This window comes from Streptomyces sp. S.PNR 29 (genome assembly GCF_030386795.1).
Lineage (GTDB): Bacteria > Actinomycetota > Actinomycetes > Streptomycetales > Streptomycetaceae > Streptomyces.
In genome coordinates this window covers 87,799-111,822 of the sequence record NZ_JANUQM010000010.1, presented here as the reverse complement: position 1 = coordinate 111,822, position 24,024 = coordinate 87,799, and the positions used below count along the sequence as shown (strand labels likewise).

The window sequence follows — 24,024 nt, the reverse complement described above, 5'->3', positions numbered from 1 at the left end:
GGTGAAGCGACAGGATTCCCGTGTCCGGCTTGTCGGCTTCCGTCATGCCCTTGGACGCCGGAGCACCTGTCCCGCGCCCAGGGACCGTCACCCGGTGAACAGCTGCGCCGCCTTCCGCACCAGTTGGTACAGCCCGTAGGCGAGCGGCGTCCCCACCCACAGCCAGGCGAAGGCGATCAGCCCGCGTCGGCTAGGCGGACTCTGGCTGCTGTCGCCGGTCATCGGCGGCCTCCTCGGGTGCGGGGATGTGGTGGCGGGGATGGACGGGCCGGACGAGTTCGTTGGCGACGAAACCGACGACCAGCAGCCCGATCATGATGACGAACGACAGGCCGTACAGGGACGAACCGTGCCGGCCCGCCTCCTCCTGCCGGTCGGCGATCCAGTTCACGATCAGCGGCCCGAGGACACCGGCCGTGGACCAGGCGGTGAGCAGCCGCCCGTGGATCGCGCCGACCTGGTGGGTGCCGAAGAGGTCCTTCAGGTAGGCGGGGATCGTCGCGAAGCCTCCGCCGTAGAAGGAGAGGATCACCAGCGCGCACAGGATGAACAGCGGCTTGGAGGAGTCTCCGAACAGGGCGATGAGCGCGTACATCAGCGCGCCGGCGCCCAGGTAGACGCGGTAGATGTTCTTCCGCCCGATCAGGTCGGAGGTCGACGACCAGCCGATCCGGCCCGCCATGTTGGCCGCCGACAGCAGCGCGACGAAACCGGCCGCCGCGGAGACCGACACCGGCGTCGAGGTGTCCGCGAAGAAGTCCGTGATCATCGGCGCGGCCTTCTCCAGGATGCCGATGCCCGCGGTGACGTTCGTGCAGAGCACGATCCACAGGAACCAGAACTGCGGGGTGCGTACGGCACTACGGGCCGAGACCTGCGGCCCCTCGACGGCGCTCGGCCCGCTGCCGACCGGCCGCTCGCCGCGCGGCACCCGCACCAGCAGCACGCCGAGCAGCATGAAGACCGCGTACGACAGCCCGTGCACCAGGAACGCGAGCGCGATCCCGGAGTTGTCGGTGCCGAACGACTCCAGCATCTGCGCCGACCACGGGGAGGCGATGAGCGCGCCTCCGCCGAAGCCCATGATGGCGATGCCGGTGGCCATGCCGGGCCGGTCCGGGAACCACTTGATGAGTGTGGAGACGGGCGAGATGTAGCCGATGCCGAGACCGATACCGCCGACGAAGCCGTAGCCGAGGACGATCAGCCAGTACTGCTCGGTGGCCGCGCCCAGCGCGGAGAGCAGGAAGCCGGACGAGAAGCAGACCAGGGCGACGGTCATCGCCCAGCGCGGCCCGTTGCGTTCCACCAGCGTGCCGCCGAACGCGGCCGACAGGCCGAGCATGACGATGCCGAGCTGGAACGGCAGTGCGCTCTGCGTGCCGCTCAGGCCGAGCGCGGACTCCAGCGGCGGCTTGAAGACGGACCAGGCGTAGGCCTGGCCGATGGAGAGGTGGACCGCGAGGGCGGCGGGGGGAACGAGCCAGCGGCTCCAGCCGGGGGGTGCGATGGGGGGACTCATGATCCCGAACGGTAGGAAGACAGGGGGGAGTTGGAAAGGCGGCGCGTCGACCGTATGCGGTGAGCGGTATCCAGGGCGCGGTGAACGGTCGTACCGACCGGTTTCCAAGGCTGCGTCAGGTGCTGCGCGCACCCTTGCTGAGCCAAGTCCCATACTGTAGACAATATTTCGTCGACAGCGTTCGGCAGTTCCTCGGTACCCTCGACCGAACGGAGCTCGCTCGCCATGAAAGTCGCAGTCCTCGGCGCCGGTGCGATCGGCGCCTACGTCGGAGCCGCGCTCCATCGCGCGGGTACCGACGTGCATCTCATCGCCCGTGGACCGCATCTGGCGGCCATGAGGCGGCACGGAGTTCGGGTGCGCAGCCCGCGAAGGCCCCGGCCTCGTAGGCCACTTGGGAGGGACCCGGTTCTCCGTCGGCGAACCCGACCGCAGCGTCTCGGCGCGCTGTCTGGCCTTCAGCGAGGCGATGCGGGCGGGCGGTCCGAAGTGCCCGGTCGAGCCGGAGCTGCGGGGCGACATCTGGGTGAAGCTGCTCGGGAACATCTCCTTCAACCCGATCAGCGCCCTGGCCCGCGCCACCATGCGGCAGATGTGCCTGCACGGCGGCACCCGCAGGGTCGTCGAGATCATGATGACCGAGACGCTCACCCGGTCGCCCGGGCCCTCGGCTGCGAGGTCGGCGTCTCCATCGAGCGCCGCCTCGCCGGCGCCGAGCGGGTCGGCGACCACCGCACCTCCACGCTCCAGGACCTGGAGCGCGGCAAGCCGCTCGAACTCGATGTCCTCCTCGCGGCCGTCGTCGAGCTGGCGGACATCAACGGCGTGGAGGTGCCCACCCTGCGCACCGTGCACGCCCTCTCGGACCTGCTCGCGCTGAGGAGCGCCGCATGAGGAAACGCCAACCGAAGCCCTACACACGGCTCACCCATCCCCTGGTCAGGGACTCGCGGGACGAACCGTTCCGCCGCGCGAGCTGGGACGAGGCGCTGGACCGGGCGGCGCGGGGCCTGGCAGCGGCCCGCGGCGCGTTCGGGATGTTCTCCTGCGCCCGCGCCACCAACGAGATGAACTACGTGGCGCAGAAGTTCGCCCGCGTGGTGATGGGCACCAACAACGTCGACTCCTGCAACCGCACCTGCCACGCGCCGAGCGTGGCGGGTCTGTCGGCCGCGTTCGGCTCCGGCGGCGGGACATCGTCGTACGAGGAGATCGAGCACACCGACGTCATCGTGATGTGGGGCTCCAACGCCCGCTTCGCGCACCCCATCTTCTTCCAGCACGTGCTGAAGGGGATCCGGAACGGCGCCCGGATGTACGCGGTCGATCCACGGCGGACGAGCACCGCCGAGTGGGCGGAGAGCTGGCTCGGCATCGACGTCGGCACGGACATCCCCATGGCGCACGCGATCGGCCGCGAGATCATCCACGCGGGGCTGGCCAACGAGGCGTTCATCGAGCGGGCGACCACCGGCTTCGAGGAGTACAGGGCGCTGGTCGAGCCCTGGACCCTGTCGCTCGCCGAGAAGGTGACGGGCGTGCCGGCCGCCGCCATCAGGGAGTTGGCACACGCCTACGCCCGCGCCGAGCGCGCCCAGCTGTGCTGGACCCTCGGCATCACCGAGCACCACAACGGCACCGACAACGTCCGCGCCCTGATCAACCTGTCCCTGCTCACCGGCCACGTCGGCCGCTACGGCTCGGGCCTGCAGCCCCTGCGCGGCCAGAACAACGTGCAGGGCGGCGGCGACATGGGCGCGATCCCCAACCGCCTGCCCGGCTTCCAGGACATCCTGGATGCCGACAGCCGGCTGAAGTTCGAGTCGGCCTGGGACACCGTCATCCAGCCGCACTACGGGCTGAACCTCACGCAGATGTTCGAGGCGATGGAGGAGGGCACGCTCCGTGCCGTCTACTGCATCGGCGAGAACCCGGCGCAGTCGGAGGCCGACAGCGAACAGGCCGTGCGCCGGATGAAGGCGCTGGACTTCCTCGTCGTGCAGGACATCTTCCTGACGAAGACGGCCGAGCTCGCGGACGTCGTCCTCCCGGCCACCGCCGGCTGGGCGGAGACCGACGGGACGACGACCAACAGCGAACGGCGCGTCCAGCGCGTCCGCAGGGCCGTCACCCCGCCCGGCGAGGCACGCGAGGACATCGACATCATCTGCGACCTCGCGGCCCGCCTCGGCCACGACTGGAAGTACGCCGACGCCGAGGCCGTCTGGAACGAGCTGCGGTCGGTCTCGCCGGACCACTACGGGATGACGTACCGGCGCCTGGAGGAGCACCAGGGCATCCAGTGGCCCTGCCCGAGCACCGACCGGCTCGAACCGACGTATCTGCACGGCAGGTTGTGGGAGACGGACCCGGCGAGGCGCGGCCGGCCGGCGCCCTTCGGGATCGTCCAGCACGATCCGCCCGTCGATCTCACCGACGAGGAGTACCCGATCCGGCTGACCACCGGCCGCCGGCTCGACTCCTACAACACCGGTGTGCAGAGCGGCGGTTTCGCCTCCCCGCTCCGGCGCGGTGAGTACATCGAGCTGTGCCCGGAGGACGCCGAGCGCTACGGCGTCGTGGTCGGTGAGGAGGTCCAGGTCACCTCGCGGCGCGGGGCGGTGACCGCGCCCGTGTGGATCGACACGGCCCTCAGGCCCGGGCTCGCCTTCATGACCATGCACTTCCCCGACGAGGTGGACACCAACCAGCTGACGATCGAGGCGAACTGCCCGATCGCGGGGACGGCGGAGTTCAAGGCGTCGGCGATCCGGATCGAGAAGCTGCCCGTAGCCACCATCGTGAGGTGACGTCAGTGGACCTGCACTTCGGCGACAGCAAGCCGACGGACGAGGAGCGGGCCGCCGTCGACGCCCTGCTCGGCCCTCCGGAATCGTCCTGGGAGGGCGCCGACCGCTCCGATGCCGATCTCCGGTGGGCCCGTGGCGGGCGGGAGGCCCGAGACCGCCGCGACCTGCTGTTGCCGGGGCTGCACGCCATCAACGACCGGGTCGGCTGGATCAGCGAGGGCGCCCTGGACTACCTGTGCCGGCGGTTGACGGTGCCGCCGGCGGAGGCGTACGGGGTCGCCACGTTCTACTCCCTGTTCTCCGTCAAGCCGCGTCCGGCGACCGTGCTCCACGTGTGCACGGACCTCGCGTGCGCGGCGGCCGGGGCGGCGGAGCTGTGCGCGGGGATCGAGTCCCGCCTCGGACCGGGTGTCGCCCTGCAGCGCAGCCCCTGCCTGGGCCTGTGCGAACGCGCTCCGGCGGCGCTGGCGATCAGGGCCGGGGACCCGGTGCGTACGGCGGTGTCGGCACCGGCGACAGCCGAGGAAGCCGTCCTCGCCGCGAGCGCCCCCGACTCGGCACCGGCGGAGCCGCCGGCGGCGATGGCGGTGCCCCAGGCGGGTCAGGAGGGCCTGACGCTGTTGCGGCGCGTCGGCGTGGTCGACCCCTCGTCCCTCGACGACTACCGCGCCCACGGCGGCTACACGGCCCTGCGCCGGGCCTTCGAACTGGGCCCCGCCGGGGTCATCCGCGAGGTCACCGACTCCGGTCTGGTCGGGCGCGGCGGCGCCGCCTTCCCCACCGGCCGCAAGTGGCAGGCCACGGCGTCCCGGCCCGACCACCCGCACTACCTCGTCTGCAACGCCGACGAGTCCGAGCCGGGCACCTTCAAGGACCGCGTGATCATGGAGGGCGACCCGTACGCGCTGGTGGAGGCGATGACCATCGCGGCGTACGCGATCGGCGCGCACCGGGGATACCTGTATCTGCGCGGTGAGTATCCGCGCGCCCTCGCCCGTCTCACCCACGCCCTCGCACAGGCCCGTGCGCGGGGCCTGCTGGGCGAGGACATCCTCGGTCAGGGCCATGCCTTCGACATCGAGATCCGCAGGGGCGCGGGGGCGTACATCTGCGGTGAGGAGACCGCCCTGTTCAACTCCATCGAGGGCTACCGGGGCGAACCGCGCTCGAAGCCGCCCTTCCCGGTTCAGAAGGGCTTGTTCGGCAGGCCCACGGCCGAGAACAACGTCGAGACGCTGGTCAACGTGCTGCCGATCCTGACCATGGGCGCCCCGGCGTACGCGGCGATCGGCACGGCGAGGTCGACCGGGCCGAAGCTGTTCTGCGTGTCGGGGAGCGTGGACCGGCCCGGGATCTACGAGCTGCCGTTCGGCGCGACGCTGGGCGAGCTGCTGGAGCTGGCCGGAGTACGGCGAGGACTCCGGGCCGTGCTGCTCGGCGGAGCGGCGGGCGGCTTCGTACGCGCCGACGAACTCGGCATCCCGCTCACCTTCGAAGGCACCCGGGAGGCGGGCACGACGCTCGGCTCGGGGGTCGTCATGGCCTTCGACGACACGGTGCCCCTGCCGCGGCTGCTGTTGCGGATCGCCGAGTTCTTCACGGACGAGTCGTGCGGGCAGTGCGTGCCGTGCCGGGTCGGGACCGTGCGCCAGGAGGAGGCGCTGCACCGGATCGTGGAGCGTACGGGGGCCGCTGCCGCCGATGACATCGCCCTGCTCAGAGAGGTCGGCCGCGCGATGCGGGACGCCTCGATCTGCGGTCTCGGGCAGACCGCGTGGAACGCCGTGGAATCCGCCATCGACCGTCTGGGGGCGTACGAATGACCGTGACACCGCTGGGGATCCCGCGCCGGCTGCTGGAGTTCACCATCGACGGGGAGCCGGTGCGGGCGCCCGAGGGGTCGACCATCCTCGACGCCTGCCGGGCCGCCGGGAAGGACGTCCCGACGCTCTGCCAGGGCGACACGCTCACCCCCAAGAACGCCTGCCGCGTCTGCGTCGTCGAGGTCGAGGGTTCCCGCACCCTCGTCCCGGCCTGCTCCCGCCGGGCCGAGCCGGGCATGGAGGTGCGGACGGACACCGAGCGCGCCCGGCACAGCCGCAAGATCGTCCTGGAACTGCTCGCCTCCTCGGTCGACCTGTCGACGACACCGAGGGCCGCCGAGTGGATCAAGGAGTACGAGGCGAAGCCGGACCGCTTCGGCCCGGACGCGGCCCGGCTGAACGAGGAGCCGGTGATCGACAACGACCTGTACGTGCGCGACTACGACAAGTGCATCCTCTGCTACAAGTGCGTGGACGCCTGCGGTGACCAGTGGCAGAACACCTTCGCGATCTCGGTCGCCGGGCGCGGCTTCGACGCGCGGATCGCCGTCGAGCACGACGCGCCGCTGACCGACTCGGCCTGTGTGTACTGCGGGAACTGCATCGAGGTGTGCCCGACGGGGGCGCTGTCGTTCAAGTCGGAGTTCGACATGAGGGCGGCGGGTACCTGGGACGAGGCGCGGCAGTCGCGGACGACGACGGTGTGCGCGTACTGCGGAGTGGGCTGCAACCTCACGCTGCACGTGCAGGACAATGAGATCGTGAAGGTCACCTCGCCGCACGACAATCCGGTGACCCACGGCAATCTCTGCATCAAGGGCCGTTTCGGCTACCAGCACGTACAGAACCGGGACTGATCAGACATGGGACGAGTCACGGAACGACGCAAGGTGATCCGTATCCGGGACGGCGCCGTCTCCACCCGGCCGGACACGCTGGTCGCCGAGGAGCCGCTGGAGATCCGGCTGAACGGCAAGCCGCTGGCGATCACCATGCGCACACCGGGCGACGACTTCGCGCTGGCCGCAGGGTTCCTGGTGAGCGAGGGGGTGCTGGGCGCCGCCTCCGACCTCCTCACCATCGTCTACTGCGCGGGAGCCACGGTGGACGGCTCCAACACCTACAACGTGGTGGACGTGAAGACGGCCCCGGGCGTCACCGTCCCGGACATCACCCTCGAACGCAACGTCTACACGACGTCCTCCTGCGGACTGTGCGGCAAGGCGAGCCTCGACGCGGTCCGTACGACGGCGCGTTGGCCGATCTCCGACACTCCCCCGGTCCGCGTGGACCCGGAGCTGCTCGCGAGCCTCCCCGACCGGCTGCGGGCGGCCCAGCGGGTGTTCGACCGGACCGGGGGCCTGCATGCGGCGGCCCTGTTCGCGGAGGACGGCGAGCTGCTCGACGTCCGGGAGGACGTGGGCCGGCACAACGCGGTCGACAAGCTGGTCGGCCGCGCCCTGCAGAACGGCGCCCTGCCGCTGTCCCGGTCGATCCTGCTGGTCTCGGGCCGGGCCTCGTTCGAGCTGGCGCAGAAGGCCGTGATGGCGGGCATCCCGGTGCTGGCGGCGGTCTCGGCCCCGTCGTCCCTGGCGGTGGACCTGGCCGCGGAGACGGGTCTGACGCTGGTGGGCTTCCTGCGGGGCAGCTCCATGAACGTGTACGCGGGCGAGGACCGCATCGCCCTGCGGGCCACGGCCGCCCAGGGCTGAGCGGGTTCCCCGCGACACGGCGGCGGGGCCCCGACCGGCGGGGAGCGCCCCCTGCGCCCTAGGGGCCCCGTCTCAGCCCTCGTGTGGTGACACCCCGTTCGCGGAGGTTGCCGGTCAGCCCTCCGTACCGGAGATCCGCCGCAACATGCCCAGGAACGCCTCGCGTTCGGCCGCCGTGAGCGGTGCGAGGAGTTCGTCGTTCGCCTTCCGGGCGGCCTTCTCGCAGCGCTTCAGCAGCAGCGCGCCCTCCTCCGTGAGCGACACCGCGTTCTTGCGGCGGTCCTTCGGGTCCGGCTCGCGCACGACGAGGCCGGCGGACTGCAGGTCGTTGAGGATGCCGACCAGGTCCTTGGGGTCGAGCCGGACGCCGCGCCCGAGGTCCGCCTGGGCGACGGGGGCGAGGTCGCGCACGGCGGAGAGCACCACGTGGTGCCACATCTTCAGGCCCTGCGCGGCGAGCGCCTCGGCGACCAGGGCCCGGCCGCGGGCGGCCGCCCGGCCGAGCAGCCAGCTGGGAAGGGAGCGGATCGCGGGAAGCGGAGCGTCGGCCATGCCCTCACCCTAGCCAATAGTCGTTGGACCTCCCCATGACTGCGGGATTATCGTTGGGAATACCAACGTTGGAGTCACCAGCGAATGAGCCTTCTTGGAGGTGCGGTCGATGCGCCGTGTCCGCTATGAGTCCCCCGGCGGCCCCCTGTTCCTGGAGGACGTGCCCGTCCCGGAGCCGGGACCCGGCGAGCTGCTCGTGCGCTGCGAGGCCGTCGGCGTCACCCTCCCCGTCGTACGGAAGGTCACCGAGGCCTCCCAGCCGGCCGCGCTCGGGGGCGAGATCGCCGGGACGGTCGTGGCCGTCGGCGTCGGCGTCGGGCGCTTCCGGGTGGGCGAGCGGGTGACGGGGCTCTGCTTCGGGCACGGCTACGCCGACTTCGCGCCGCTGCACGAGTCCATGGCCTCCCCCGTGCCGGACGACGCGAGCGCCGTCGACGCGGTGGCGCTGGTCCGCAGCGGCCTGGTCGCCCTCGGCGCCCTGGAGGCCGCACGGCCCCGGCCGGGTGAGGCGGCGCTCGTCACGGCCGCGGCGAGCGGGGTCGGCCACCTGGCCGTGCAGCTCGTACGGACGCGCGGCGCGGCCCGGGTGGTAGGCGCCGTCTCCGACCCGGCCAAGGCCGGCTTCGTCCGTTCCCTGGGCGCCGACGAGGCCGTCGTCTACGGCGACGAGGGCTGGGGCGAGCCCGTCGACTACGCCCTCGACGCGGTCGGCGGCGAGCTGCTCACCCCGGCGGTCGGGGCACTCGCCGCGGGCGGGCGGCTGGTGGCGTACAGCTCGGGCGGCGGGACGATCCAGGCGTACGACCTGCTGGTGGGCGCGAAGTCGGTGATCGGCTTTCAGATGGCGCGGATCGCGCGCGGTGAGCCGGAACGGTACGAGCGGTGGCGCACGGAGCTGTGGCGCCTGTTCGCCGAGGGCGCCGTGAAGCCCGTCGTGCACGGGGAGTTCGCGTTGGCGGACGCCGCGCAAGCGCACGAGGTCATCGAGTCGCGGAGCAACCTCGGGAAGGTCGTACTGATTCCGTGAAGGCGCCGAGTGACGCGGAACGCGCCACCGGGCACACGGCTTCGGCCACCCGGGACGTCGTCCTGTGGCTCCCCATGGACCGGGTGACGCCCGGCCACTAACGTCCCGGAGCGTGCCCGAGGACACACGAGCACGACAGCTGACGGGGACGGGGCTGGGCCTGCTGCTGGCCCTCGTTCTCGCGGCCGTGCTGCTCACCGCCCTCCCGGACGACGGCGACCGGGAGGGCGGCGGCACCTGTGCGCCGCGCACGGTCGCCTCCTGGTCGGCCGACCGCCGGCTCACCGCCGAGTTCGCCCGCTACGGCGACGACGCCGGCCGCGCCGACGACTGGACCGGCGGCGACGGCACCCACTCGGTGCGGCTGCCGGACGGCCGGGTGCTGTGGCTGTTCTCCGACACCTACCTCGGCCGGGTGCACCCCCCGCCCAACCCGGTCGGCGAGTCCTACGCCTGGCGGGAGGCGACGGCCCCGCTGGTGCGCAACTCCGCCGTGGTGATGGACGGCGACGGACGGCTGGAGAAGACCCTCGCCGCCCCCCTCTTCCCCGACCCGGCCCCGGACCAGTGGCGCTGGCCGGTCGCGGCCCGCGTCGAACCCCGCTCCCCCGGCTCGTCGGAGCAGGTGGTGCGGGTGCTGCTGTGGGTGCGCACGGCGGGTGCCTCCCCGTGGATCTACGGCGTGCCCACCGCCACCGAGGTGGCCACGCTGTCCCTGCCCGGCCTGCGGCTGGAGTCGGTCGTCAAGGTGCTCGACCAGCAGCTGGTCCCCGATCCGTCCCGGCGGGTCCTGTTCGGCACGACCCTGGTGGAGCAGGGCGGCTGGACGTACGTCTTCGGCGGCGACGACGGCCAGGCCGCCTCCCGTCCGGCCTCGCAGGCGTACGTGGCGCGGGTGCCGGAGGGCAGGCTCGGCGAGCCGGGCGCCTGGCAGTACTGGACCGGCTCGGCGTGGAAGGCCTGGGCCCGTCCCCGGCCGGTGCTCGGGGACGGGCGGCGCACCGGCGTGGGCAGCGCGTTCTCGGTGGTGCGGGACGACGGGACGTATGTGCTGTTCACCATGGCCGCGGGCACGAAGGGGCTGACCACGGTGACGTCGTACTGGTCCTGCTCCCCCACCGGGCCCTGGCACGGGCCGGGGAAGGACCTCGCCGCGCGGCTGCCGCGGGGCCAGGTCGCCGCCTACAACCCGCAGGCGCATCCCGCGCTCGGCGGCGACGGGCGGCTGGTGCTGAGCTATGACGTCAACTGGCTGGAGCCGGCCGGTGCCCCGGCGCAGCTCAGCCGGAACGTGTCCCTGTACCGACCGCGGTTCGTGACGCTGCGGCTGGCTCCGGCCCGCTGACCTCCTCGCGGGCGTCGTGCGCCCGCCGCTTGGCGATGACCGCGCAGACCATCAGCTGCATCTGGTGGAAGAGCATCAGCGGCAGCACGGCCAGCGAGGCCTGTGCGCCGAACAGGACGCTCGCCATCGGCAGTCCGGAGGCGAGGGACTTCTTCGAGCCCGCGAACTGGATCGCGATCCGGTCCTCCCGGCCGAACCGCAGCGCCTTGCCGCCGTACCAGGTCAGCAGCAGCATCACGGCGAGCAGCACCGCCTCGACGACCATCAGACCGGCCAGCCGGACGGGGCTCACCTGGTGCCAGATGCCCTGGACCATGCCCTCGCTGAACGCGGTGTAGACGACGAGAAGGATCGAGCCTCGGTCGACGAGCCCGAGGACCTTCTTGTGCCGGGCGACGAAGCCGCCGATCCAGCGGCGCAGCAGCTGCCCCGCGACGAACGGCACCAGCAGCTGCAGCACGATCTCCACGAGCGAGTCGGCGGAGAAGCCGCCCGCGCTGCCGCCGAGCAGGGAGGCCGCCAGCAGCGGGGTGGCGACGATGCCGACCAGCGAGGAGAAGGAGCCCGCGCAGATCGCGGCGGGCACATTGCCGCGGGCCATCGAGGTGAAGGCGATCGACGACTGGATGGTCGACGGGACGAGGGTGAGGAAGAGCAGACCCTGGTAGAGCGGCTGCGTCAGGAAGACCGGGACGAGCCCGCGGGCGGCCAGGCCCAGCAGCGGGAAGACGACGAAGGTGCAGGCCAGCACGGTGATGTGGAGCCGCCAGTGCTTCAGTCCGTCCAGCGCCTCACGGGTGGACAGCCGGGCGCCGTAGAGGAAGAACAGGAAGGCGATCGCGCCGGTGGAGGCACCGGAGGCCACGGCTGCCGCCGCCCCGCGGGCCGGCAGCAGTGCCGCGAGGCCCACCGTCCCGAGCAACAGCAGGATGTACGGGTCGATCGGCATCCAACTCGGCCACTGCAGGCGTTTCACGGTGCTCCACTTGCTCATTGCTGACGTTGCTCATCGCTGTCGGGGACCGGGTCACGGGTCCCCCCTCCATCGTGCTCCGCACCTCGGCCATCGGGAATCCGGCATACGGCACTCACTGCCATCACGTTTCGCGATAGCCGCGTTATCGTGTGGGCGTGTACGACCCCTCGCACCTGCGTACGTTCCTGTCGGTGGCCCAGACCCTGAGCTTCACCCAGGCCGCCCGGCGGCTCGGGCTGCGCCAGTCGACCGTCAGCCAGCACGTACGGCGTCTGGAGGACGCCACCGGGCGGCAGCTGTTCACCCGGGACACCCACTCCGTGGAGCTGACGGAGGACGGTGAGGCGATGCTCGGCTTCGCGCGCCGCATTCTGGAGGTGCACGAGCAGGCGACGGCGTTCTTCACCGGCACCCGGCTGCGCGGCCGGCTCCGCTTCGGCGCGTCCGAGGACTTCGTGCTGACCCGGCTGCCGGAGATCCTGGAGGGCTTCCGGCACGACCACCCCGAGGTCGATCTGGAGCTGACGGTCGAGCTGTCGGGCACCCTGCACGAGCAGCTGGCCGCCGGGAAGCTGGATCTGGTGCTGGCCAAGCGTCGGCCGGAGGACCCGCGGGGCGAACTGGTCTGGCACGACCGGCTGGTGTGGATCGGCGCGGAACGACTGCGTCTGGACCCCGACCGTCCGGTGCCGCTCATCGTCTACCCGCCGCCGGGCATCACCCGGGCCCTCGCCCTGGAGGCGCTGGAGCGACAGGGCCGCGACTGGCGCATCGCCTGCACCAGCGGCAGCCTCAACGGCCTGATCGCGGCGGCACGGGCGGGGCTGGGCGTGATGGCGCACTCGCGCGGGCTGATTCCGCCGGGCCTGGTGCGCGTGCCGGACCGGGCGGGGCTGCCGGAGCTGGGCCGGGTCGACTTCGTCCTGGTGCACGGCCGCCGCCGTACCGCCGCACAGGGCGCGGCGGACGCCCTGGCGGCAGCGATCCTGGCGGGCGGCGACCGACTGCAACGACGCGGGCGCGGTTAGCGCGTGAACCCGCACCCCCGCTGGTCAGCGTGGTCCACGGAGGTAAGCGGAGTGACGAAATACGGTGCGGCCACGCTGACAGAAGAGGGTCTCCGCGTCCTGGGGCCGACCTCGACGGAAGCGGTGGCCGACGGTAATCGGGTCGTACAGATTCGGTGGAGATTACGGCACCGAAACTTACTCAACCGTCGGTATTCTGTCCGACCCTTCCGCATGTGAGGGCATTTTCCCCCCGCTGACCAGCGCGGCCCCGAGCTCCACCCGGCTTCGCACCCCCTCCCGTCCGTTCCCCTGGTGGGGTAGCTTTCACGGCGCTGTGCGGGACGCCATCGGGCGGACCGAGAGCGAGGAGCGGGGAGCGGGGTTTGCGCGAGTTCACCAACCCTCCGTTGGCGTTGGCACCACCGGTGGGCGGTCTGGCCGACGTGGTCTTCCAGTATGCCCAGGAAGACCCGCTGCGCATCGCGCTCGGCCGCAAGGACCAGGCCGGGCGGTGGCGGGACGTGACCAGCGCCGAGTTCCGCGACGAGGTGCTCGCCCTCGCCAAGGGCCTGCTCGCCCGAGGGGTCCGCTTCGGCGACCGCGTCGCGATCATGTCGCGTACCCGCTACGAGTGGACGCTCTTCGACTTCGCGCTGTGGACGATCGGCGCCCAGGTCGTGCCGGTCTACCCCACCTCCTCGGCCGAGCAGTGCTTCTGGATGCTGTACGACGCCGAGGTCACGGCGGCGGTCGTGGAGCACGAGGACCACGCGATGACGATCGCCACCGTCATCGACCGGCTGCCGCAGCTGCGCCAGCTCTGGCAGCTCGACACCGGCGCCTTGCAGGAGCTGTACGACTCCGGCGCCCACCTCGACGACGAGGTGGTGCACCGCCACCGGCAGGCGGTCACCCCCGACTCGATCGCGACGATCATCTACACCTCGGGCACCACGGGCCGCCCCAAGGGCTGCGTCATCACGCACGGCAACTTCATGTACGAGGCGGACACCGTCGTCCGGCGCTGGGAGCCGGTGTTCCACTCCAAGAAGGGCGACGAGGCGGCGACGCTGCTGTTCCTGCCGCTCGCGCACGTCTTCGGGCGGATGGTGGAGGTCGCCGGGATCCGCGGCCGGGTCAAGTTCGGCCACCAGCCGCAGCTCAACGCGGCGGCCCTGCTGCCCGACCTGGCGGCGTTCCAGCCGACGTTCGTCCTGGCCGTGCCGTACATCTTCGAGAAGGTCTTCAACGCGGCCCGCCGCAAGGCCGAGAAGGACGGCAAGGGCGGCCCCTTCGAGAAGGCCGTCGAGGTCGCCGTGAAGTACGCGGACGCGGTGGAGGCGAAGGCCTGGGGCACCGGCCCCGGCCCCTCGGCGGGGCTGCGCATGCAGCACCAGTTGTTCGACAAGCTCGTGTACTCCAAGGTGCGCGCCGCGATGGGCGGCCGCATCCGGTACGCGATGTCCGGCGGCTCGGCGATGGACCGGCGGCTCGGCCTGTTCTTCGCGGGCGCGGGCGTCCACATCTACGAGGGGTACGGCCTGACGGAGTCCACGGCCGCCGCGACCGCCAACCCGCCCGAGCGCACCCGCTACGGCACCGTCGGCCGGCCCGTCCCGGGCGTCACCGTGCACATCGCGGACGACGGCGAGATCTGGCTGCGCGGCCCCAACATCTTCCAGGGTTACCTCAACAACCCGAAGGCCACCGACGAGGCCCTGCACGACGGCTGGCTGGCCACCGGCGACCTCGGTTCCCTCGACGAGGACGGCTACCTCACCATCACCGGCCGCAAAAAGGAGATCCTGGTCACATCGGGCGGCAAGAGCGTGTCACCCGGGGCGCTGGAGGAACGCGTACGGGACCACCCGCTGGTCGCCCAGTGCATCGTCGTCGGCAACGACCGCCCGTACTGCGCGGCCCTCGTCACCCTGGACCACGAGGCCGTCGAACACTGGCTGATGATGCGGGACAAACCGAAGATGACACCGGCCCAGCTGGTGCGTGACGCCGACCTGGAGGCGGAGGTGCGGCGCGCGGTCGTCGCCGCCAACACGCTCGTCTCGCAGGCCGAGTCGATCCGTACCTTCCGCATCCTGGCCCAGCCGTTCACCGAGGAACACGGGCTGCTGACGCCGTCGCTGAAGCTGAAGCGGAAGGCGATCGAGAAGGCCTACGCCAACGAGGTCGAGGCGCTGTACCGGGCGTGATCGCTCACGTCAGGAATGCATGGCGCCTCGTGATCGTTGACGATGGGAGTACCACCTGACGACAACCGAAGGATCGAATAGCTCGTGAGCAGCAAGGTCCCCCCGATCACCCTGAACAACGGCATCGAGATGCCCCAGCTGGGCTTCGGTGTCTGGCAGGTGCCGGACGACGAGGCCGAGACGGCGGTCGCGACGGCCCTGGAGGCCGGGTACCGCAGCATCGACACAGCGGCGATCTACGGCAACGAGGAGGGCACCGGAAAGGCCATCGCCGCCTCCGGTATCCCCCGCGAGGAGCTCTTCGTCACCACCAAGCTCTGGAACAGCGACCAGGGGTACGACTCCACGCTGCGCGCCTTCGACACATCGCTGGCCAAGCTCGGCCTCGACTTCGTGGACCTGTATCTGATCCACTGGCCGCTGCCGGCCAGGGACACCTACATCGACACGTACAAGGCGTTCGAGAAGCTCCACGCCGACGGCCGGATCCGTGCCATCGGTGTCTCCAACTTCCTGCCGGAGCACCTGAAGCGGCTGATCGACGAGACGTCGGTCATCCCGGCGGTCAACCAGATCGAGCTGCACCCGCATCTGCAGCAGCACGCCGCCCGCGAGTACCACGCCGAGCAGGGCATCGCCACGGAGGCCTGGTCGCCGCTCGGCCAGGGCAAGGGCCTGCTGGAGGTCCCGGCGATCGTGGCGATCGCCCAGAAGCACAACCGCACCCCGGCCCAGGTCGTGCTGCGCTGGCACATCCAGCTCGGCAACGTCGTGATCCCGAAGTCCGTGACGCCGTCCCGGATCAAGGAGAACATCGAGGTCTTCGACTTCAGCCTGGACACCGAGGACCTCGCGGCGATCAGCGCCCTGAACGAGGACCGGCGGCTCGGCCCGGACCCGGCCACCTTCTCCATGGACTGACGTCCCGCAGGCGACGGAGGGCCCGGTGTGTGCCGGGCCCTCCGTGTTTCTCGGTCCGGCTGCCCGAGGTCTCTCAGTTGGGCTGCCCGATCGGCCGTACGACCACGGTGTTGACGTCGACGCCGGCGGGCTGCCGGATCGCCCAGACGATCGAGTCGGCCAGCTGGTCGGCGGTGAGCAGGTGGCCGGGCGGGAGGCTGCCGTAGGAGTCCCAGAACGGGGTCTCCACTCGGCCCGGCGCGATCAGGGTCACGCCGACGCCCCACTCGGTGACCTGGCGCCGGGTGTTCTCCGCGAGCCCGGTCACCGCCCACTTCGTCGCCCCGTAGAGGTTGCCCGGCCCGTGCACGAACCCGGCGACGCTGCCGACCAGCACGATCCGTCCGCGCGTCTCCTTCAGGGCGTCGATGGACGCCCTGATCAGCAGCGCGGGACCGAGCACGTTGGTCAGCACCATCTCGGTCCACCCGGCGGGATCGCCCTCGGCGACCGTGTCGTGGGTGGCGAACCCGGCGTTGGCGACGACCGTGTCCAGCCGCCCGAACTCCTTCAGCGTGGCCTCGACGGCGGCCCGCACCTGCTCGTACTCGGCCGCGTTCCCCTGAATCGTCAACAGCCCGTCCGGGGCCCCGAGTTCCTCGGCGAACCCGCGCAACCGCCGCTCGCCCCGCCCGGTGACGGCCACCCGCCACCCGTCGTCGAGCAACTGTCGCGCCGCGGCGGCCCCGATCCCGCTGCCTCCGCCGGTGATGAGAGCGACCGGAGAGTCGGTCATGGTTCCCCCTGTGTTTCCGTGTTTCCCAGTGGTCGTCGGGGAGTCCATCACTTGGAGCGCTCTCGAAGTCAACCGCCTGACGTTCAGGAGGTCCGTACGGCCGTGTACACCGTGTCGGCCGTCAGCACGAACACGTCCGGCCGGCGGTGGACGCTCGCCGCGTCGTCCGGGTCGAGGAGCCGGTCGAGGGTGCTGCGATCGGTCGCGTCGAGGCTCTCGGCGATCCCCTCGCGCAGCCGGGACAGATACGCGGCGACGTAGGCGCGGGCCTGGTCCGAGGCCGGGGCGGGCAGGTCCAGCAGGAAGCTGCGGGTGCCGGTGTGCTTCAGCCCGGCGGCGGCCAGGAGTGCCGGCCAGTCCTCGGCCTGGGCCACGTGGCCGGGCAGGCTCGCGCGCATCTCGGTGAACCACTCCTCCTCGGCCGCGTTGAGCCGTGCCTGGAGGCCCGGGCGGCCGATGCCGATGTCCCGGGGCAGGAAGCGCACGGGCAGTCCGCCCTCCATGAGCGCCAGGGTGCCGCCGGGTGCGAGCCGCTCGGCGAACGCGGCCAGGCCGCCGCGCTGGTCGCCGAGGTGATGCAGGCTGCGGCTGGCCCACAGCAGGTCGGCCGGGTAGTCCAGCTGGTCCAGGACGTCGGGGAGCTCACCGGCGAGCGTGCCGAAGCGGTCGGCGACACCGTGACGCTCGGCCCGGGCGCGGGCCCGCTCCAGCAGCGGCTCGACACCGTCGACGGCGACGACCCGGGCGCCCTCGAAGGTGTCGGCGAGCAGACAGGAGACGACGCCGGGGCCGCTGCCCGCGTCGACGATCAGGCCCGGCTCGGTCACCTCCCTGCCCAGCCAGGCCAGGGCCCGCGCGTGCAGGGGCTGGAACAGCTCCGCCTGGGCCTCCATCTGCGGGGCCATCGCGGCCCAGTCGATGTCGGTGTGGTGGTCGTGGTGGTGCTTCGCCATGGTGGTCAGCCTCCCGTTCGTGTGCGGTCAGCGTGCGCCGACGCACCGCGGGAGGGCCACACCTGTTGCCGTTGCGGCAAAAAACGCGAGATCGCCCATGGGGCGCCCGCCGCGCCTTCGACGCGGCGGGCGCCTCCTTCCTGGAGTCCGAGGACCGCTTACGACAGCGGCGGGTACGCGTTCTGCATCAGCTGCCGGAACTGGGCCGAGAACCAGTGCCCGGACAGCGGGGCGTCCGGCAGGGCACCGGACATGTTGTAGTTGTTGCGCGGGTTGCCGGTGTACGTCGGGTCGCACATCCGGTCGAAGCCCTTGCCCTCGTCGTTCTCGATCGCCTTGCTGGCGCCGTCGGACTCGCCCGGGGGCTTCATCCACACGTACGCGTCGATCCCGGTGGCCGGGTTGGCCTGCGGGCGCTCGCCGAGGCCGGCTCCGGACTGATTGCACCAGTTGCCGGTGTTGAAACGGCGGTCGTAGCGCCCGCCGTCGACGTATGTGTCGACGCTGGTCGTCGCACCCGGTCCGGTGGGCCGTGCGGTGCCGCCCCAGCCGTTGCGGGAGGTGTCGATCAGCATGCCGATGCCGCTGTTGAAGCCGACCGAGACCAGCTTGCTGCGGAAGGCCTGGGCGAACGACAGCTCGTCGACGTACCGGTTCCAGTCGATCCACTTGGACTCGCGGACCGACTTGCCGCCCACGGAGTCGTTGATGGTGAAGTTGTTCTCCTTCAGGGCGCTGTAGTTCGCCGTGTTGGTGATGAAGCCGTGCACGTCGTTGACGGTGGCGCCCTCGGCCGTCGCCGCCTGCTTGAAGACGTCGGCCGAGGGGCCGAAGTTGTCGTCCCAGCCGATCCAGCCGTGGTGTCCGGCGTCGACGTAGTTGTAGACGTTCGGCACGTCGCCGAGCTTGTTCAGCGCGTAACCGACACCCTTGATGTAGTTGCCGTTGGCCTTCATCACGTCGCACTGCGGGGTGGCCGTCGCGCGGCTGCCGGTGTTGGTGACGAGGTTGGGCAGCGAGTCGATCTCGACGGTGGTGACGATCCGCAGCGAGGCGTACTTCGGGTCGGCGAGGATGGCCTTGATCGGGTCGATGTACTGCGTCTTGTACTTGTCGATCTCGTCGGGCTTGAGCTCGCCGTTGGAGGCGAGGGCCGAGCAGTCGCGTCCGGGCAGGTTGTAGATGACCAGCTGGACGACCAGCTCGCCGGAGCCCTTCTGCCGCAGCGCCTCGTCGAGGTGGGCGCGCAGGCCCATCTTGCCGTTCGCGCCGTTGATGGCGGCGATCCGGTCCAGCCACACACCGGTGGGCTGGTTGGATATCCGGCTGCCGCCGGGCTCGGCCGCGGCGTTCGCGGACCACTCCGGGTTCACGTACACCTTGGCGCCGGAGTACGGGTTGTCGACCCGCCCGGAGGGACCGCCGGGGTCGGGCGGCGGGGTGGTGGTACCGCCGTCGTCGACGTTGCAGGTCACGCCGTCGAGGGTGAAGGTGGCCGGGATGGCGTTGGTGCCGCTGTAGGAGCCCTGGAAGCCGAAGCTCACCGAACCGCCGGTGGCCAGGGTCCCGTTGTAGGTCTCGTTGGCGGCGGTGACGGCGGCACCGCTCTGGCTGATCTTGGCGTTCCAGCCGCTGGTGACCTTCTGGTTGCCGGCGTACGACCACTTCACCGACCAGCCCGACTTGGCGGCGCCGTTGTTGGTGACGGTCACGGCGGCGGTGAAGCCGGTGTCCCACTGGTTCTGCACCTTGTAGTCGACGGTGCAGGGGACGGCGGCCGTGCCGAGGTCCGCGGAGTGGACGGCGAACGCCGTCCCGGAGGCCCCGGCGACGAGCGCCATGGCGGCGAGTAACGCTGTTCTGGTACGGCTCATGAGTGCGGGTTCCTTATCCGTTGCGAGGGTCATCCGTTCAGGGCGCGCAGGTGATCGCGCAGCCCCATACCGAAGGACGTGGGGGTTCCGTCGTAGTTCGAGATGAGCGCGGGTCCGGAGGAGCAGTTCCAGGTGTTCCAGGTCCAGCCCAGGTACGACAGGCCACGGTCGTCGAACCACTTCATGACCTGGTCGATGAAGGAGTGCGAGCAGGTGTTCTCGCCGATCTCCCCGGCGACCTCGTAGCCGATGCCGGGGCAGGTCCCGCCGTCGCGCCAGCACTGCCACGCCTGGGTGGTCGTGGACGTGGCGCGGTCCGGGTAGGGCTCGTTGAACAGGTCGAACACCACCGCCGGGTCGCCCTTGAAGGTGTTGGCGACCGAGGTCCAGAACGACGGTGTGTACCGCATGCTGGGCATCGGCTTCTGGCAGCCGGCGTGCACGTCGGAGCAGCCCGCCGATTTGCCGGTGTACTGGCCCCAGGACCAGTGCAGTTCGACCACGGGCGTCATGCCGTGCGCCTCGACGCGCGCCACCAGGTCCTTGACCGCGTTGATGTAGTTGGCCCCGGCGTACTCGGGCTTGATGTGGGACAGGCCGAGCCAGCACTCCTCGTTGAGCGGGATACGGACGGTGTTGGCCTTCCAGTCCGCGATCGCCCTGATCTCGGCGTCGTCGACCGGGCCGTCCCAGATGCCGTAGCCCTGCACGCACATGAACTCGCCGCCGGAACGGTTCACGCCGAGCAGGCGACGGGTCGTGCCGCCTGCGTCCACGAGCCTGCTCCCGGACACACGGAGAGCGGGTGCCTTGTCACCCGTGTCCGGCGGATCGGTCGGGGAGGGTGTGGGCGTCGGCTCGGTGTCGACGTTGCACGTGGTGCCGTTCAGCCGGAACGACGCCGGTACGGCGTTGCCGCCCGACCTGGACGCGACGAACCCGGCGCTGACGCTCGCGCCGGTGCCCGGCGAGCCGTTCCAGCTCTCGTCGGACGCGGTCACGGTCACACCGGACTGCGACCACTGGGCGCCCCAGCCCTGGGTGACCTTCTGCCCGTCCGTGAAGTCGAAGCCGAGGCTCCAACCGCTCAGGGCGGCGGCGTTGTCGGTGAGCTTCACGGCACCCTGGAAGCCGTTGTCCCACTGGCTCGTGACGGAGTACTCCACCGTGCACGCGGGCGTGGCTCCCTGCGCCGTGACCGCCGGCACTACGGCGGTGCCCACGAGGGCCACGGCCGCGCCGACGGCTAAAAGTACTGAACGCGGGGGGTGTCGCATGAGCGACTCCTTGCAGTTCAGGCACGTCATGACACACGCACCGACTGATGGAATCGCTCCCACTGGTGTCAATGAAGCTAGCGCCAAGCGTCGGCAAAGAACAGAGCCGTCACTGACTTTCCCTCAACTGGTTAACGTCGAATCTTTTCGAGTCTTCAAGCATCTTGACCCCTCACACCCCTCTCCCCAATATGGGAGCGCTCCCACTGGTTCAAGGCTTGTTGCTCCTCCCCCCACGTCACCGAGCCGCAAGGAGGAACCAGCACCATGCATCCCCGACGCAGACGCCGCATGGCGCGGCGGCTGTGGACCGCCGCCGTGGCGGCCCTCGCACTTCCCCTCACCATGTTGGGAACGGGCACAACTCCCGCGCAGGCAGCGGCACTTCAGTGCAGCGTCGATTACAAGACGAACGACTGGGGTTCCGGCTTCACCACCGACGTGACCATCACCAACCGCGGTACGGACACCATCAACGGCTGGACGCTGACCTACGCCTACGCCGGCAACCAGAAGCTGCAGGGCACCGGCTGGAACGGCACCTGGTCCCAGTCCGGGCAGAACATCGCGGTCAAGAGCGCCTCGCACAACGCGACGATCGCGGCCGGCAAGGCCGTCTCCACCGGCGCGCAGTTCAGCTACAGCGGCACCAACACCGCGCCGACATCCTTCGCGATCAACGGCACCGCCTGTACCGGCGCGCACCAGCCGCCCATCGCCGTGCTGACGAGCCCCGCCGCGGGCGCCGTCTACACGCAGGGCGAGGCGGTTCCGCTGGCGGCCACCGCCGCTGCGGCGGACAACGCCACGATCAGCAAGGTCGAGTTCTACGACGACACCAAGCTGCTGGGCACGGACACGAGCTCTCCCTACACGCTGTCGGTCTCCGACCTGGCCGTGGGCAGTCACTCCCTGGTGGCGAAGGCGTACGACAGCATGGGTGCCTCCGCCGACTCCACCCCGGTCGGCATCACGGTCGCCTCCGGCCCCACGGTGGTCGCCACGCCGACCCAGCTGGGCGTCCAGCAGGGCAAGACGGGCACGTACGAGGTGAAGCTGTCGAAGCAGCCGAGCGCGAACGTGACCGTGACGACGGCCCGCGCGAGCGGCAACTCGGGCCTGACCGTCACCGGCGGCGCCTCGCTCACCTTCACGCCCTCGAACTGGAACACGGCACAGAAGGTGACCATCACCGCCTCCTCCTCCGGCACCGGCCCGGCCACCTTCGAGTCCACGGCCCCGGGCCACGCCAAGGCCGCGGTCACCGTGACCCAGCTGGCGGCCTCGAAGGCGTACGACGCCCGCTTCCTGGAGCTCTACGGGAAGATCACCAACCCGGCGAACGGCTACTTCTCGCCCGAGGGCATCCCCTACCACTCGGTCGAGACGCTGATCGTCGAGGCGCCGGACCACGGCCACGAGACCACGTCGGAGGCCTACAGCTATCTCCTCTGGCTGCAGGCGATGTACGGCAAGGTCACCGGCGACTGGTCGAAGTTCAACGGCGCGTGGGAGCTCATGGAGAAGTACATGATCCCCACCCACGCGGACCAGCCGACCAACTCCTTCTACAACGCCTCGAAGCCGGCGACCTACGCGCCCGAGCTGGACACCCCCAACGAGTACCCGGCGAAGCTGGACACCGGGGTGTCGGTCGGCTCGGACCCGATCGCCGGTGAGCTGAAGAGCGCCTACGGCACCGACGACGTGTACGGCATGCACTGGCTGCAGGACGTCGACAACGTCTACGGCTACGGCAACTCCCCCGGCAAGTGCGAGGCGGGTCCGTCGGACACCGGCCCGTCGTACATCAACACCTTCCAGCGCGGCGCGCAGGAGTCGGTGTGGGAGACGGTGCCGCAGCCGACCTGCGACGCCTTCAAGTACGGCGGCAAGAACGGCTACCTGGACCTGTTCACCGGTGACGCCTCCTACGCCAAGCAGTGGAAGTTCACCAACGCCCCCGACGCCGACGCGCGGGCCGTGCAGGTCGCGTACTGGGCGGACCTGTGGGCGAAGCAGCAGGGCAAGGGGTCGGACGTCTCGGGGACCGTCGCCAAGGCGGCCAAGATGGGCGACTACCTGCGCTACGCCATGTACGACAAGTACTTCAAGAAGGTCGGCAACTGTGTGGGCGCCTCCTCCTGCCCGGCCGGCACCGGCAAGGACGCCTCCCACTACCTGCTGTCCTGGTACTACGCCTGGGGCGGTGCCACCGACACCTCGGCGGGCTGGGCCTGGCGCATCGGCTCCAGCCACGCCCACGGCGGCTACCAGAACCCGCTGGCCGCGTACGCGCTCAGCAACTACGCCCCGCTGAAGCCCAAGTCGGCCACGGGTCAGGCGGACTGGGCCAAGTCGCTGCAGCGTCAGCTTGAGTTCTACCGCTGGCTGCAGTCGGACGAGGGCGCCATCGCGGGCGGCGCGACCAACAGCTGGGCAGGCCGGTACGCGACACCGCCGGCCGGCAAGTCGACCTTCTACGGCATGTACTACGACGAGAAGCCCGTGTACCACGACCCGCCGTCCAACCAGTGGTTCGGCTTCCAGGCGTGGTCCATGGAGCGGGTCGCCGAGTACTACCAGCAGACGGGCAACGCGAGCGCCAAGGCGGTCCTCGACAAGTGGGTCGACTGGGCGCTGTCCAAGACCACGATCAACCCGGACGGCACCTTCCGGATCCCGTCGACGCTCCAGTGGTCGGGCCAGCCCGACACCTGGAACGCGTCGTCCCCGGGCGCCAACAGCAACCTGCACGTCACCGTCGCCGACTACACCAACGACGTCGGTGTGGCGGCCTCGTACGCCAAGACCCTGACGTACTACGCCGACCGCTCGGGTGACACACAGGCCGCGAGCACCGCCAAGGCGCTGCTGGACGGCATGTGGAACAACAACCAGGACGCGCTCGGCATCGCCGTCCCGGAGACCCGCGCCGACTACAACCGCTTCGACGACCCGGTCTACATCCCGAGCGGCTGGACCGGCACCATGCCGAACGGTGACGCGATCAACTCCTCGTCGACCTTCGACTCGATCCGCTCGTTCTACGAGGACGACCCGGCCTGGTCGAAGATCGAGAGCTATCTGGCGGGCGGTGCCGTGCCGTCCTTCACGTACCACCGGTTCTGGGCCCAGGTGGACATCGCCACCGCCATGGGCTCGTACGCGGAGCTTCTCGAATAGTCCCCGCCAAGCGCTCCGGGGGTCGGGCGGTACGAAAGCTGCGGGCCCGCG

The 24,024-nt window shown here is 70.6% G+C and carries 18 protein-coding genes and 1 pseudogene; 11 read left to right on the top strand and 8 right to left on the bottom strand.

Going from position 1 to position 24,024, the window contains the following annotated elements; genetic code table 11:
* Positions 1 to 87: 87 nt before the first annotated feature.
* Entirely contained in the window at positions 88 to 222 is a 135-nt protein-coding gene (locus NW895_RS25985) for a hypothetical protein (protein ID WP_289938472.1), read from the bottom strand.
* The gene (locus NW895_RS25980; RefSeq protein ID WP_289938471.1) at positions 191 to 1,522 is read right to left on the bottom strand and encodes an OFA family MFS transporter; all 1,332 of its coding nucleotides are present in this window, start codon (positions 1,520 to 1,522) and stop codon (positions 191 to 193) included. Before NW895_RS25980 ends, NW895_RS25985 begins: the two co-directional genes overlap by 32 nt.
* 225 nt (positions 1,523 to 1,747) lie before the next feature.
* Here NW895_RS25980 and NW895_RS25975 point away from each other — a divergent pair.
* The 5 genes and pseudogenes from NW895_RS25975 (at position 1,748) to fdhD (ending at position 7,867) form a co-directional block, all read left to right on the top strand.
* A pseudogene (locus NW895_RS25975) lies at positions 1,748 to 2,416 on the top strand (ketopantoate reductase C-terminal domain-containing protein).
* Positions 2,413 to 4,332: a molybdopterin-dependent oxidoreductase gene (locus NW895_RS25970; RefSeq protein ID WP_289938470.1), complete on the top strand. Its 1,920-nt coding sequence runs from the start codon at positions 2,413 to 2,415 to the stop codon at positions 4,330 to 4,332. Before NW895_RS25975 ends, NW895_RS25970 begins: the two are co-directional and overlap by 4 nt.
* A gap of 5 nt (positions 4,333 to 4,337) precedes the next feature.
* Positions 4,338 to 6,155, top strand: a complete 1,818-nt coding sequence (locus tag NW895_RS25965; RefSeq protein WP_289938736.1) for an NADH-ubiquinone oxidoreductase-F iron-sulfur binding region domain-containing protein — start codon at positions 4,338 to 4,340, stop codon at positions 6,153 to 6,155.
* Positions 6,152 to 7,012, top strand: a complete 861-nt coding sequence (locus NW895_RS25960; protein ID WP_289938469.1) for a 2Fe-2S iron-sulfur cluster-binding protein — start codon at positions 6,152 to 6,154, stop codon at positions 7,010 to 7,012. Before NW895_RS25965 ends, NW895_RS25960 begins: the two co-directional genes overlap by 4 nt.
* Before the next feature lie 6 nt (positions 7,013 to 7,018).
* Positions 7,019 to 7,867 carry a formate dehydrogenase accessory sulfurtransferase FdhD gene (gene fdhD, locus NW895_RS25955; RefSeq protein WP_289938467.1) on the top strand — a complete coding sequence of 283 codons (849 nt, stop codon included), beginning with the start codon at positions 7,019 to 7,021 and terminating at the stop codon, positions 7,865 to 7,867.
* 114 nt (positions 7,868 to 7,981) lie between these two features.
* Here the strand turns inward: fdhD and NW895_RS25950 are convergent, their stop codons facing one another.
* The gene (locus NW895_RS25950; RefSeq protein ID WP_289938466.1) at positions 7,982 to 8,419 is read right to left on the bottom strand and encodes a MarR family transcriptional regulator; all 438 of its coding nucleotides are present in this window, start codon (positions 8,417 to 8,419) and stop codon (positions 7,982 to 7,984) included.
* Positions 8,420 to 8,528: 109 nt separating this feature from the next.
* On the opposite strand from NW895_RS25950, the gene NW895_RS25945 reads away from it, so the two are divergent.
* Together NW895_RS25945 and NW895_RS25940 are read left to right on the top strand one after the other, a co-directional pair.
* Positions 8,529 to 9,446 (top strand): zinc-binding dehydrogenase, encoded by a 918-nt coding sequence (locus NW895_RS25945; RefSeq protein ID WP_289938464.1) that lies wholly within the window; start codon positions 8,529 to 8,531, stop codon positions 9,444 to 9,446.
* A 112-nt stretch (positions 9,447 to 9,558) separates the two neighbouring features.
* Positions 9,559 to 10,791: a DUF4185 domain-containing protein gene (locus tag NW895_RS25940; RefSeq protein ID WP_289938463.1), complete on the top strand. Its 1,233-nt coding sequence runs from the start codon at positions 9,559 to 9,561 to the stop codon at positions 10,789 to 10,791.
* Here the strand turns inward: NW895_RS25940 and NW895_RS25935 are convergent.
* Positions 10,727 to 11,740 (bottom strand): bile acid:sodium symporter family protein, encoded by a 1,014-nt coding sequence (locus NW895_RS25935; RefSeq protein ID WP_289938734.1) that lies wholly within the window; start codon positions 11,738 to 11,740, stop codon positions 10,727 to 10,729. The genes NW895_RS25940 and NW895_RS25935 overlap by 65 nt on opposite strands.
* 182 nt (positions 11,741 to 11,922) lie before the next feature.
* Here NW895_RS25935 and NW895_RS25930 point away from each other — a divergent pair, with 182 nt between their 5' ends.
* From NW895_RS25930 to NW895_RS25920, 3 genes are all read left to right on the top strand, one after another.
* On the top strand, positions 11,923 to 12,795 hold the full coding sequence (locus tag NW895_RS25930) for a LysR substrate-binding domain-containing protein (protein WP_289938461.1): 873 nt from the start codon (positions 11,923 to 11,925) through the stop codon (positions 12,793 to 12,795).
* Between the two features lie 365 nt (positions 12,796 to 13,160).
* Positions 13,161 to 14,987 carry an AMP-dependent synthetase/ligase gene (locus NW895_RS25925; RefSeq protein WP_289938460.1) on the top strand — a complete coding sequence of 609 codons (1,827 nt, stop codon included), beginning with the start codon at positions 13,161 to 13,163 and terminating at the stop codon, positions 14,985 to 14,987.
* A gap of 84 nt (positions 14,988 to 15,071) precedes the next feature.
* Complete coding sequence (locus NW895_RS25920; RefSeq protein WP_289938459.1) at positions 15,072 to 15,908, top strand: aldo/keto reductase; 837 nt, start codon at positions 15,072 to 15,074, stop codon at positions 15,906 to 15,908.
* 73 nt (positions 15,909 to 15,981) lie between these two features.
* Here the strand turns inward: NW895_RS25920 and NW895_RS25915 are convergent, their stop codons facing one another.
* The 4 genes from NW895_RS25915 to NW895_RS25900 all read right to left on the bottom strand — a co-directional run bounded on the left by NW895_RS25915 (position 15,982) and on the right by NW895_RS25900 (position 20,787).
* The gene (locus NW895_RS25915) at positions 15,982 to 16,683 is read right to left on the bottom strand and encodes an SDR family NAD(P)-dependent oxidoreductase (RefSeq protein WP_289938458.1); all 702 of its coding nucleotides are present in this window, start codon (positions 16,681 to 16,683) and stop codon (positions 15,982 to 15,984) included.
* An 83-nt stretch (positions 16,684 to 16,766) separates the two neighbouring features.
* Positions 16,767 to 17,636: a class I SAM-dependent methyltransferase gene (locus NW895_RS25910; RefSeq protein WP_289938457.1), complete on the bottom strand. Its 870-nt coding sequence runs from the start codon at positions 17,634 to 17,636 to the stop codon at positions 16,767 to 16,769.
* A 158-nt stretch (positions 17,637 to 17,794) separates the two neighbouring features.
* Complete coding sequence (locus NW895_RS25905; protein ID WP_289938456.1) at positions 17,795 to 19,510, bottom strand: glycoside hydrolase family 6 protein; 1,716 nt, start codon at positions 19,508 to 19,510, stop codon at positions 17,795 to 17,797.
* 29 nt (positions 19,511 to 19,539) lie between these two features.
* The gene (locus NW895_RS25900) at positions 19,540 to 20,787 is read right to left on the bottom strand and encodes a cellulose binding domain-containing protein (protein WP_289938455.1); all 1,248 of its coding nucleotides are present in this window, start codon (positions 20,785 to 20,787) and stop codon (positions 19,540 to 19,542) included.
* A 267-nt stretch (positions 20,788 to 21,054) separates the two neighbouring features.
* Here NW895_RS25900 and NW895_RS25895 point away from each other — a divergent pair, with 267 nt between their 5' ends.
* Positions 21,055 to 23,973, top strand: coding sequence for a glycoside hydrolase family 48 protein (locus tag NW895_RS25895; protein WP_289938454.1), 2,919 nt, complete (start codon positions 21,055 to 21,057; stop codon positions 23,971 to 23,973).
* Positions 23,974 to 24,024: the final 51 nt, after the last annotated feature.

Coding starts and splice junctions, on each gene's coding strand:
- NW895_RS25985 (WP_289938472.1), bottom strand. CDS start 222: ATGACCGGCGACAGCAGCCAGAGTCCGCCTAGCCGACGCGGGCTGATC.
- NW895_RS25980 (WP_289938471.1), bottom strand. CDS start 1,522: ATGAGTCCCCCCATCGCACCCCCCGGCTGGAGCCGCTGGCTCGTTCCC.
- NW895_RS25970 (WP_289938470.1), top strand. CDS start 2,413: ATGAGGAAACGCCAACCGAAGCCCTACACACGGCTCACCCATCCCCTG.
- NW895_RS25960 (WP_289938469.1), top strand. CDS start 6,152: ATGACCGTGACACCGCTGGGGATCCCGCGCCGGCTGCTGGAGTTCACC.
- fdhD (WP_289938467.1), top strand. CDS start 7,019: ATGGGACGAGTCACGGAACGACGCAAGGTGATCCGTATCCGGGACGGC.
- NW895_RS25950 (WP_289938466.1), bottom strand. CDS start 8,419: ATGGCCGACGCTCCGCTTCCCGCGATCCGCTCCCTTCCCAGCTGGCTG.
- NW895_RS25945 (WP_289938464.1), top strand. CDS start 8,529: ATGCGCCGTGTCCGCTATGAGTCCCCCGGCGGCCCCCTGTTCCTGGAG.
- NW895_RS25935 (WP_289938734.1), bottom strand. CDS start 11,740: ATGCCGATCGACCCGTACATCCTGCTGTTGCTCGGGACGGTGGGCCTC.
- NW895_RS25915 (WP_289938458.1), bottom strand. CDS start 16,683: ATGACCGACTCTCCGGTCGCTCTCATCACCGGCGGAGGCAGCGGGATC.
- NW895_RS25910 (WP_289938457.1), bottom strand. CDS start 17,636: ATGGCGAAGCACCACCACGACCACCACACCGACATCGACTGGGCCGCG.
- NW895_RS25905 (WP_289938456.1), bottom strand. CDS start 19,510: ATGAGCCGTACCAGAACAGCGTTACTCGCCGCCATGGCGCTCGTCGCC.
- NW895_RS25900 (WP_289938455.1), bottom strand. CDS start 20,787: ATGCGACACCCCCCGCGTTCAGTACTTTTAGCCGTCGGCGCGGCCGTG.
- NW895_RS25895 (WP_289938454.1), top strand. CDS start 21,055: ATGCATCCCCGACGCAGACGCCGCATGGCGCGGCGGCTGTGGACCGCC.